This is a genomic window from Micromonospora sp. (genome assembly GCF_048594385.1).
Classification (GTDB): domain Bacteria; phylum Actinomycetota; class Actinomycetes; order Mycobacteriales; family Micromonosporaceae; genus Micromonospora; species Micromonospora wenchangensis.
Map to the genome: position 1 here is coordinate 1 of NZ_JBMDWU010000371.1, position 9,684 is coordinate 9,684.

General features: G+C 73.2%; 14 protein-coding genes. 8 read left to right on the forward strand and 6 right to left on the reverse strand.

The window, feature by feature from the left end; translation table 11 throughout:
* On the forward strand, positions 1 to 502 hold a 502-nt coding region (locus tag ACOJTC_RS19715), incomplete at its 5' end, for an N-acetylmuramic acid 6-phosphate etherase (RefSeq protein WP_420117979.1).
* Between the two features lie 468 nt (positions 503 to 970).
* Positions 971 to 1,960 (forward strand): sigma-70 family RNA polymerase sigma factor, encoded by a 990-nt coding sequence (locus ACOJTC_RS19720; protein WP_194821544.1) that lies wholly within the window; start codon positions 971 to 973, stop codon positions 1,958 to 1,960.
* Between the two features lie 71 nt (positions 1,961 to 2,031).
* Here the strand turns inward: ACOJTC_RS19720 and ACOJTC_RS19725 are convergent, their stop codons facing one another.
* Positions 2,032 to 3,015 carry an NlpC/P60 family protein gene (locus tag ACOJTC_RS19725; protein WP_420117980.1) on the reverse strand — a complete coding sequence of 328 codons (984 nt, stop codon included), beginning with the start codon at positions 3,013 to 3,015 and terminating at the stop codon, positions 2,032 to 2,034.
* Between the two features lie 482 nt (positions 3,016 to 3,497).
* Between ACOJTC_RS19725 and ACOJTC_RS19730 the strand changes: the two genes are divergently transcribed.
* A complete protein-coding gene (locus ACOJTC_RS19730; protein WP_204928086.1) occupies positions 3,498 to 4,013 on the forward strand; it encodes a DUF6232 family protein in 516 nt (171 codons plus the stop codon).
* A 91-nt stretch (positions 4,014 to 4,104) separates the two neighbouring features.
* Here the strand turns inward: ACOJTC_RS19730 and ACOJTC_RS19735 are convergent, their stop codons facing one another.
* Positions 4,105 to 4,434 (reverse strand): DUF3817 domain-containing protein, encoded by a 330-nt coding sequence (locus ACOJTC_RS19735; protein WP_420117981.1) that lies wholly within the window; start codon positions 4,432 to 4,434, stop codon positions 4,105 to 4,107.
* A gap of 24 nt (positions 4,435 to 4,458) precedes the next feature.
* A complete protein-coding gene (locus tag ACOJTC_RS19740; RefSeq protein WP_204928084.1) occupies positions 4,459 to 4,878 on the reverse strand; it encodes a hypothetical protein in 420 nt (139 codons plus the stop codon).
* 155 nt (positions 4,879 to 5,033) lie between these two features.
* On the opposite strand from ACOJTC_RS19740, the gene ACOJTC_RS19745 reads away from it, so the two are divergent.
* The 3 genes from ACOJTC_RS19745 (at position 5,034) to ACOJTC_RS19755 (ending at position 6,276) form a co-directional block, all read left to right on the forward strand.
* The gene (locus tag ACOJTC_RS19745; RefSeq protein ID WP_420117982.1) at positions 5,034 to 5,354 is read left to right on the forward strand and encodes a DUF6158 family protein; all 321 of its coding nucleotides are present in this window, start codon (positions 5,034 to 5,036) and stop codon (positions 5,352 to 5,354) included.
* Complete coding sequence (locus tag ACOJTC_RS19750; protein WP_204928082.1) at positions 5,354 to 5,671, forward strand: hypothetical protein; 318 nt, start codon at positions 5,354 to 5,356, stop codon at positions 5,669 to 5,671. Before ACOJTC_RS19745 ends, ACOJTC_RS19750 begins: the two co-directional genes overlap by 1 nt.
* Before the next feature lie 62 nt (positions 5,672 to 5,733).
* The gene (locus ACOJTC_RS19755) at positions 5,734 to 6,276 is read left to right on the forward strand and encodes a DUF1360 domain-containing protein (protein ID WP_088642719.1); all 543 of its coding nucleotides are present in this window, start codon (positions 5,734 to 5,736) and stop codon (positions 6,274 to 6,276) included.
* Between the two features lie 64 nt (positions 6,277 to 6,340).
* Here ACOJTC_RS19755 and ACOJTC_RS19760 read toward each other — a convergent pair whose 3' ends face one another.
* Genes ACOJTC_RS19760 through ACOJTC_RS19770 form a run of 3 tightly spaced genes read right to left on the reverse strand, consistent with a single transcriptional unit; the run spans position 6,341 to position 7,971 of the window.
* Positions 6,341 to 6,550: a hypothetical protein gene (locus ACOJTC_RS19760; protein WP_204928081.1), complete on the reverse strand. Its 210-nt coding sequence runs from the start codon at positions 6,548 to 6,550 to the stop codon at positions 6,341 to 6,343.
* Positions 6,551 to 6,578: 28 nt separating this feature from the next.
* The gene (locus ACOJTC_RS19765) at positions 6,579 to 6,821 is read right to left on the reverse strand and encodes a hypothetical protein (RefSeq protein ID WP_204928080.1); all 243 of its coding nucleotides are present in this window, start codon (positions 6,819 to 6,821) and stop codon (positions 6,579 to 6,581) included.
* Positions 6,822 to 6,858: 37 nt separating this feature from the next.
* Positions 6,859 to 7,971 carry a 3-deoxy-7-phosphoheptulonate synthase gene (locus ACOJTC_RS19770; RefSeq protein WP_420117985.1) on the reverse strand — a complete coding sequence of 371 codons (1,113 nt, stop codon included), beginning with the start codon at positions 7,969 to 7,971 and terminating at the stop codon, positions 6,859 to 6,861.
* A 304-nt stretch (positions 7,972 to 8,275) separates the two neighbouring features.
* Between ACOJTC_RS19770 and ACOJTC_RS19775 the strand changes: the two genes are divergently transcribed.
* Together ACOJTC_RS19775 and ACOJTC_RS19780 are read left to right on the forward strand one after the other, a co-directional pair.
* A complete protein-coding gene (locus ACOJTC_RS19775) occupies positions 8,276 to 9,430 on the forward strand; it encodes an alkaline phosphatase PhoX (RefSeq protein ID WP_420117983.1) in 1,155 nt (384 codons plus the stop codon).
* Positions 9,431 to 9,478: 48 nt separating this feature from the next.
* A partial coding sequence (locus ACOJTC_RS19780) for a hypothetical protein (RefSeq protein WP_420117984.1) occupies positions 9,479 to 9,684 on the forward strand: 206 nt, incomplete at its 3' end.

Sequence of the window (9,684 nt, forward strand, 5' to 3'; positions counted from 1 at the left end):
GGTGGTGGGGCTGGCGGCGAGCGGACGCACCCCGTACGTCCTGGGCGCACTCGACGCGGCCCGGCAGCGGGGGGCCGCGACCGTGCTGCTGTGCGCCAATCCGGAGGTCCGGGCGGCGGCCGGGGTCGACGTGGTCATCGGGGTCGACACCGGCCCCGAGGTGGTGACCGGCTCGACCCGGATGAAGGCGGGCACCGCGCAGAAGCTGGTGCTGAACACCTTCTCCACGGCGGTGATGGTGCGGCTGGGTCGGGTCTACTCCAACCTCATGATCGACATGGTGGCCACCAACGCCAAGCTGCGGGGCCGGATGATCTCCATCCTGGTCGAGGCGACCGGCTGCTCCGAGGAGGTCTCCCGGCGGGCCCTGCACGAGGCCGACGGCGACCTGAAGACGGCCCTGGTCTCGCTGCTGTCCGGGGCCGAGATCGACGCGGCCCGCGCCGCGCTGGCCCGGACCGCGCACCAGGTCCGGGGTGCCATCGCCCTGCTCGCCTCCTGACCGCCCCGCCGGCCGACCCTGCCGGGGGTGCGCGGGGGTGCCACCCTGCGGGGGTGACACAGAACACCGTGTCGCCGGGACGTCGGCCACGCCACGGATTGTTGTTCCGGGCGTGGGGTAATCCAGGACCGTCTGGTGAACCGACCGGTCCACCGGCCCGTATCTGGCAGTGACTCCGGTCGCAGCCGGGCGGTGACGAGGGTCGCGGTTTACCGGGACGCCGCAACGACGCGGGGCCCGGCGTACGGCCGCCGACACCCGTGCCGACCAGCGGCGATCGCGCAGCCGGCAGCCGGCCCCACGGGGCCGCTGACAGCAAACGTGGACCGGGCTTTCAGCTGGTACTCAGGCATTCGTGACACTTTCGACTCACGACATGGAATCCCCGACCCGTCTCGACTGTTGTGCAGGTGTCAGCACCGGCGGGCAGCAGGGGCGTTGCACGGGGGAGGGCTGATGGACGTGGGGATGGCAAGGAACCGGGCAACCGGCGCGAGCGAGGGGACCGTGGACACCGTGGACAAGAACATCGGCATGCGAACCGACGAGGTCGCCGAGGAGCGTGACCTGGTCGGCGTCTACCTTCACGAGATCTCCCGGACGCCACTGCTGGACGCCGCCAAGGAGGTCGACCTCTCCAAGGCGATCGAGGCGGGCCTCTACGCCGAGCACCTGCTCGGCGAGGACCGCGTCCCCGCCGGGGCCGACCGGGACGACCTGGAGCGGCTGGTCGTCGAGGGGGAGCGGGCGAAGGATCTCTTCATCCGGGCCAACCTGCGGCTGGTCGTGTCGATCGCCCGCCGGTACGTGCGCTCCGGGATGCCCATGCTGGACCTGATCCAGGAGGGCAACACCGGTCTGGTGCGCGCGGTCGAGAAGTTCGACTACGAGCGGGGCTACAAGTTCTCCACCTACGCCACCTGGTGGATCCGGCAGGCGATCAGCCGGGCCATCGCGCAGCAAGAACGCACCGTCCGGCTGCCCGTGCACCTGGTCGAGGACGTCAACCGGATGCGCAACGTGGCCCGGCAGCTCACCCGTGAGCTGGGTGGCGACCCGGAGCCGGAGCAGATCGCGGCCGCCCTCGGCGTCACCGTCGAGCGGGTCAACGAGCTGGTCCGCTGGTCGCAGGACACGGTGTCGCTGGACACCCCGGTCGGCGACGACGGCGACACCAACCTCGGTGACCTGGTCGCCGACAGCGACGCCCCGTCCCCGGAGGACATCGTCCTCACCGGGTTGGAGCGGCAGCGCATCGAGGGCCTGCTCAACCACCTCGACGACCGGTCCGCCGGCATCATGCGGGCCCGGTACGGCCTGGAGGACGGGCGGGAGCACTCGCTGACCGAGGTCGCGTCCCGGTTCTCGCTGTCCCGGGAGCGGATCCGCCAGCTGGAGATCCAGGCGCTCGGCCGGCTGCGTGAGCTGGCCCGCGCGGAGGGGCTCCAGGCGGCCTGAGCTGGTAGTAATGACGGCGAACGGCCGGCGTCCGATAGGGGGACGCCGGCCGTTCGCCGTTGTCGTGCCGGTCAGCGGACCCGGCCGTAGCCGGCGATGCTCATCATGTTCATCTTCCGCTTGAGCACGTTGCGCCCGGCGCTCGGCGCGTCGATCACCTGACCGTCGCCCACGTAGAGCGCGACGTGCCCCAGCCCCGAATAGAAGACCAGGTCACCGGGGCGTAGCTCGCCACGGCTGACCCGGGAGGTGGCGTTCCACTGCATCGCCGCGTTGTGCGGCAGCCGCTTGCCGGCGGACCGCCAGGCGGCGAGCGTCAGCCCGGAGCAGTCGTACCCGCCGGGCCCTTCGGCCCCCCAGACGTACGGCTTGCCGATCGCCCCGTAGGCGTACCGGACGGCGGCCCCGGCGCCACCGGAGACGGCCGGCGTGTCGGAGGTGTCGGGTGGCGCGGCGCTCTTCGGCTTCTTCGCCGGCGCCTCGGTGGCCCGGCCGTACGCCGCCCGCCGCATCTCGTAGAGCTTCGCCAGATCCTGCTCGATCCGCTTCTTCGTCTTGGTGAGCGCCTTCGACTGGGCGGCCTGCCTGGCGAGCGTCGCGTCCAGCTTGGCCTTCTGGTCGAGCAGCGCCCGCTGGTCGGCGGTGTACCCGTCGATCTGCTGTTGCCGGTTCCGGGTGAGCTGGTCGAGGGTGCCGAGCCGGTCGACCAGCGAGCCACCGGCCGGGTCGAGGATCGCCTCGGCCGTCCGCAACCCACCGGTCTTGTACGCGGTGGCCGCGATCTCGCCCACCGCCGCCCGGCTCTGGGCGGCCTGGACCTCCAGCGGGCCGATCCGCGCGTGCAGTCCGGCCGCGGTGGCCTGGTTCGTCTTTATCTCCTCGTTGAGCTTGTTGTACGACTCGACGATCCGTTCCAGCTCGGCCGAGGACCGCTCGATCCGGGCGGTGAGGTCGGCGACCGAGGGCTCGGCCCGGACCGGGGCCGACGGGGCGATCAACGCGGCCGACAGGCCGGCGACCGCCAGGGTGCGCAGCAGCATCCGTAAGGACGACAAGAGCGGAAGACTCCTCTCCCACCGGTCACCGGAGGATGCTGAGCCCCCGGCGACACCGGCCCGGGCCCGTCCGGATGGACGGCCGTGTACCGAGCCGGCCCGATCAACCTAACCTGTGGCGGGAGTGACGCGCAGACAAAGCAGCGGCGAATGTTGGCCGAGCGCTCCGGCGGGTCGTTGTGGCAGGTGACACCGCTGATGCGGGGCGGACGGCCGGCAACCGGGTTCTGCGAGGTAGGCGAGGAAGGTCTGATTCGTCGTTCCAGACGGATACCGGTGTGGATCGCGCGGTAATAGTCGGATAAAACCGGAATGGTGGTCAGATGCCGGCGATGCGGGGAGGTCGCGCTCGCCGGATGTGTCGGAAATCGGAGAGCGGCCCGGGCGGGTCGGCAACAGAATGGAGCCCCGGCCGGGAATCCCGCCGTACGCAGGTGGCGTGGTGGTGGGCGACCGGCTCCGTCGGCCCCCGGGAGGACGCCGTGCAGGCAGACCGCGCCAGCACCCGACCGCCACACTGGTCCCGACCGACCACCCTGCTCTACGCCCGGCCCGGCATCGTGGTGACCACCGAACGGTTCACCGCCGGCCGAAGCAGCTACGCCGTCGCCGACCTCACCCACCTGCGTACCGGTCGCGGGCCGCACGACCGGCTCGCCGTCCGGGTCGTCACCTGCGCCGCCGTCGGGGCGGGCACCGTCGGCGTCCTGCTCGGCTTCACCGGCGGGCTGGAACGACTCACCGCCGGGGCCTACCTGGCGCTGGGCGTGGTGTGCCTGCTGCCGGTGCTGCTGGTGCTGCTCGGCGACCGCTGGCGGCCACCGGCGCACGAGTTGTACGGCCACTGCCAGGGCATCGAGATGCTGCTGTTCAGCAGCGACGACCGGGAGCAGTTCGAGCAGGTGGTCGACGCCCTGCACCAGGCCCGGGAGCAGCACCGCTACCCCGACGCGGACGACCCGTCACCCACGGCAACCTACTGGCGGCCGGCCCGCTGAGGCCGCCAGTCCGCGCCGCCCTCGGTGCGGCCGGGCCGCCGCCGGACACCCCTGCGTCAGCGCGGTCCGGTCGGCGGCGGCCGGTTCCTGGTCAGCGACCGACCGGCTCCGGCGTACGGGTCGGCGCGCCGGTGGCCAGTTCGCGGGTCACCTTGCGCTCCGCGACGAACGACACGAACGGCACCGTGCCGGCGAGCATCACCAGCAGCATCCGCTTGAGCGGCCAGTCCACCCGCCGGCCCAGGTCGAAGGTGGCGGCCAGGTAGAGCAGGTAGAGCCAACCGTGCGCGGTGCCGACGACGGCCACCACGATCGGCTCGTCGAACACGTACTTCAGTGGCATGCCGATCAGCACCAGCACGGCCAGCGCCACGCCCACGATCCAGGCGATCACGCGGTACCGGGTAAGGGCTCCGCCCACCGTCGTCCGTCCTTCCGACCGGCCTCAGCCGGGATAGTCGCCGGGCCTCGCGCCCGGATTGTCGTTCAACCAGGTCAGGTAGCGGTTGTACGCGGTCAGGTCGGCGTCGTCCGCGCCGTCGACCGGGGTCGCCGGCACCCGGGCGACCCGCACCGGACGCCGTACCACCGGGGTGCCCGGCCCGGGGGTGGCCGGCTCGGCCGGTGCCGCCCCGGCCGGCGGGGGTGCGGCGGTGGGGGCGCGCAGCGCGTGCCGGACCTCCCGCCACCAGACGAAGACCACGAAACCGGCGAAGATCGGCCACTCCACCGCGTACGCCCAGCTCAGCGTGTTACCGGAAGCGGCCCGGCTGATCTGCCACCACCCCAGCGCCAGGAAGCCCGTGACCAGGACGACCAGGGCCACGTGGCGGACGATCCACGCCGGGGTCCAGAGCCGCTTCATGCCGTCGAGGGTACCGGGAGGACCCGGCGTCTCCGACGCGACGTCGTAGTCGCCGCGCCGCCGGGCGGTTCGCCGCCGCCGCGCCGCTGGTTTGGTGCCAGCCCGGCTGGGCAACCGTCTAGACAGCCAGACCGGTCGAACCCGAGGGGGACGACATGACCGACTCAGCACACCGCTCCGACGACTCCAGCACCGAACAGCGAATGCCGGAATGGGACGGTGACCACGTCCACCGGGCCGCCACCGTGGTCAGCGAGAGCGACGGCGAGCTGCTCGGGGTGGACCCGGCAGACCTCGCCGACGGCGACCTGATCCGCGAGTTGCAGAGCCTGCACCGCACCCGCCTCGACACGCTGCGGCACGCCGCCGACTCGGCGCTCGCCAACCACCTGCGCCGCACCGCCGAGCTGGAGACCGAGTACCTGGCCCGGCACCCCGGCCGCGAGGTGGACCCGCACCGGCTGCGGGACGCCTGATGGGCACCCGCGCCGAGCGCGGCATGTCCGCGCCGCCGGAGGTGGTGTTCAGCACCGCCACCGACCCCGAACGGGTCGGCGCCTGGCTGCCCGGGGCGCTGCGGGCCGACGGCCCGGCCCCGAGCAGCCGCTCCGACGACGAACTGCACGCCCGCTGGGACGGCCCGGACGGGACGGCCGAGCTGCGGGTCGCCCCGGCCGACGCCGGTGGGGCCCGGGTCCGGCTGGACCTGCCCGCGGGCGCGGACGCCGGACTGGCCGACGAATCGCTTGCCAACCTCGAACGTGAGGTCGCCGAGAACCTGACCGCGGGTTGACCCCACCCGCCCCACCCCGACGCGCCGTACCCGACGGTGCGGCCCACGAACGAGGAGACCCGGTGACCGACGGTGGTCTGAAGCAGAAGGTGGCGCGGCTGCGCCAGGCGTACGCGCCGCACGAGCACCGACCGCTGGGCGGCTACCTGGCGGCGATGGGCACGTACGCCGGGGTGACCGCCTCCATCGCGGCGCTGGTGAAGGCGACCGGCCGGCCGGTGCCCGAACGGCCCTCCCCGGGTGACGTGGTGCTGCTCGCCGTCGCCACCCACAAGCTGAGCCGGCTGCTGTCCAAGGACGCGGTGACCAGCCCGCTGCGGGCCCCGTTCACCCGCTACGACCGCCCGATCGGCAGCGGCGAGGTGATGGAGCAGGTCCGCGACCAGGGCAGCTCCACCCGGCACGCGATCGGTGAGCTGCTGAGCTGCCCGTTCTGCCTGGCCGTCTGGGTGGCCACCGGGCTCACCGGCGGCCTGGTGCTGGCCCCCCGGCTGACCCGGCTGGTGGCGACCGCGCTGACCGCCGTCGCCGCGTCCGACTTCCTCCAGATGGGGTACGCGGTGGCGCAGCAGGCCGCCGAGGGCGGGCGGCACGACGAGCGGTGACCACACGGAAGGGGCCGGCGGATCGTGTCCGCCGGCCCCTTTTCCGTCATCCGTCGCCGCCCGCTCAGGTGGGGGTGGTGCCGTGGTCCTCGCCGGCCCAGCCGCGCGACGCCTCCGGCTCCCGCTCGTCGGCGTCCGCGCCGGTGATCACGTCGCGGTCGACCGCCGTCCTGTCGTGCTCGTTGGCGAAGTCCGGTTCGGGCAGGGTGTCCAGCCCTTCGGGGGGTTGGCCGAGGGCGGGCACCCGCTCGTGGTGTTCGGTCTGGTCGGACATCTCGATCTCCTCTCGCCGGCGTCGCCGGTCAGCCCGCCGACCCGCCCAGCAGGTCGGCCACCTCGTCCACCGCGTACTCCCCCTCGGGGAGGGCGGCGACCCGGGTGAGCAGCTCCGCCGGCAGGTCCGCGCTGACCGCCGAGCGGTAGATGTCGGCCTGGCTGAGCCGTTCCTGGCCGTGGTAGATCTCGTCCAGCAGCTCGTCGAGCTGCCGGAGGTCCGGCTGGGCGGTCCCGGGCAGGTCGTCGGGCGCGGCTGCGTCGTCGGTCACCCCGCCCTGCTACCCGGGGCCGAAACGGTCAAACCCGTCAGGCCGGGGTGGGCAGGGTGGCCCGGCGGGCCCGCACCGCGACGGCGAGCCGCTCCAGCACCTCGGCCGTGGTGTCCCAGCTGATGCAGGCGTCGGTGACCGACCGGCCGTAGGTCAGCTCCCGGGTCGGGTCGAGATCCTGGCGGCCCTCCAGCAGGAAGCTCTCCAGCATGATGCCGACGATGCCGCGCTGCCCGGCGGCGAGCTGGGCGGCCACGTCGTCGGCCACCTTCGGCTGGTTGCGGTGGTCCTTGCCGCTGTTGGCGTGGCTGGCGTCGACCACCAGCCGCTCCGGCAGCCCGGCCGCCCGCAGCAGGTCCAACGCCCCGGCCACCGATTCGGCGTCGTAGTTGGGCCGGCCCCCGCCGCCGCGCAGCACCAGGTGCCCGTCGGCGTTGCCCCGGGTGTGCATGATCGCCGGGGTGCCCGAGACGTCGATGCCGGGGAAGACGTGCGGCACCTCGGCGGCCCGGATCGCGTCCACGGCGGTGCCGATGCTGCCGTCGGGGCGGTTCTTCATGCCGATCGGCATGGACAGGCCGGAGGCGAGCTGCCGGTGCACCTGGCTCTCCACCGTCCGGGCGCCGATCGCGCCCCAGGCCACCGTGTCGGCGATGTACTGCGGGGTGATCGGGTCGAGGAACTCGCAGCCCACCGGGAGCCCCAGCCGGACCACGTCGCGCAGCAGCGCCCGCGCGGTGCGCAGGCCGGTGTTCACGTCGCCGGAACCGTCAAGCGCCGGATCGTTGATCAGGCCCTTCCAGCCGACCGTGGAGCGCGGCTTCTCGAAGTAGACCCGCATCACCACCAGCAGGTCGTCGGCGTGCCGGTCGGCGGCCGCACGCAGCAGGTGCGCGTACTCCAGTGCCGCCGCCGGGTCGTGCACCGAGCACGGGCCGACCACCACCAGCAGACGGTCGTCGGCGCGGTCGAGCACCCGGCCGACGTCGCGCCGGCCGGCCAGCACGGCCGAGGCCAGCGGCGGGTCCAGGGGCAGCTCGTGCAGGAGCAGGGCGGGGGTGGTCAGCGGCACGACACGGTCGATCCGTTGGTCGATGACCGCGCCGTTGTGCGGGGTGGGCCCGTTGTCCGGGGTCGTCACGGTGGGAATCCTTCCGCCGACCGTGCCCGGGGCCGGTGCCCGGGTCGAGCCGGCTGCTCGTAAACAGAAGGGCAGGAAGCTCGAAGCTCCTGCCCGGCCGGCTCGAAACGCGGTGACGTCAGCTCATGGTGAGGTCACCGGCTCCGCAGCCGGCTGCCTAAACCATGGATACGTACGCGTCACGCCGGTAAGCGTACCCGACCAGAGGCAAGGACTCATCCGCCCGTCGGCCAACCCTCGCCTGACGTTCACCTCCGTCACTGCCACCGTCGGTAACTTCGGCGGCACCGCTCGCATCCCCCGGAGGTATCCGATGGACCGTCGTACCGTCCTGCGCGCCACCGTCGCCGGTGGGGCCGCCGCCTTCGCCGGCAGCCTCTGGTCCGGCGTCGCGTCGGCCGCACCGGCCCAACCCGGCACCGGTCCCTACGGGCCGCTCGGCAGCGCCGACGGCAACGGCATCCAGCTTCCCGCCGGCTTCACCAGCCGGGTGGTCGCCCGCTCCCGGCAGACGGTGCCGGGCACCTCGTACACCTGGCATCCCGCGCCCGACGGCGGGGCCTGCTTCGCCGCCGGCACCGGCTGGATCTACGTCTCCAACTCGGAGGTCACCCCCAGCGGCGGCGCGTCGGCGCTGCGGTTCGCCGCCGACGGCACGGTCACCTCGGCGTACCGCATCCTGTCCGGGACCAACCAGAACTGCGCCGGTGGCGCGATGCCGTGGGGCACCTGGCTGTCCTGCGAGGAGACCAGCCGGGGCTTCGTCTACGAGACCTACCCGCAGGGCGGCACCGCCGCGGTGCAGCGCCCGGCGCTGGGCCGGTTCAAGCACGAGGCGGCGGCGGCCGACCCGGTCCGCCAGGTGGTCTACCTGACCGAGGACGAGACCGACGGCTGCTTCTACCGGTTCCGCCCCACCGTCTGGGGCGACCTCTCCGCCGGCACCCTGGAGGTGCTGGTCGCCGGCACCGCCACCAGCGGCGCGGTGAGCTGGGCCCGGGTGCCCGACCCGGACGGCTCACCGACGGCGACCCGCAACCAGGTCGCCGGGGCGAAGCGGTTCACCGGCGGTGAGGGCTGCTGGTACGCCGACGGCACCTGCTGGTTCACCACCAAGGGCGACAACCGGGTCTGGGCGTACGACGCGGTGGGCCAGCGCATCGACCTGGCGTACGACGACTCGCTGGTGACCGGCGGCACCGCCCCGCTGACCGGGGTGGACAACATCACCGGCACCCGCTCCGGTGACCTCTACGTCGCCGAGGACGGCGGCAACATGGAGATCAACCTGATCACCCCGACCGGGGTGGTGACGCCGTTCCTGCGGATCACCGGGCAGTCGTCGTCGGAGATCACCGGCCCGGCGTTCTCCCCGGACGGCAGCCGGCTCTACTTCTCCTCCCAGCGCGGCACGGCCGGGATCTCCGCCGGGGGCATCACCTACGAGGTGCGCGGCCCGTTCCGCTGACCCGGTGGGTCGGCGTGACGGGCGGGGCGGCTGGGTAACAGGATGCCCATGACCCACGAGCAGAGCGATCAGGACCGGGTGGAGTCCCGGGCCCACCTGCTGCCCGAGGAGGAAGCGGTCGGCAGCGACGACCCGCAGGCCCAGGCCGAGGCGATCCTCGCCGAGTCGGACCTCCGCGAGGCCGACCAGGGGGCCGCCCCCGACACGGTGCTGGAGCACCGCACCTCCGAGCAGACAGTCCCCCCGATCGAACC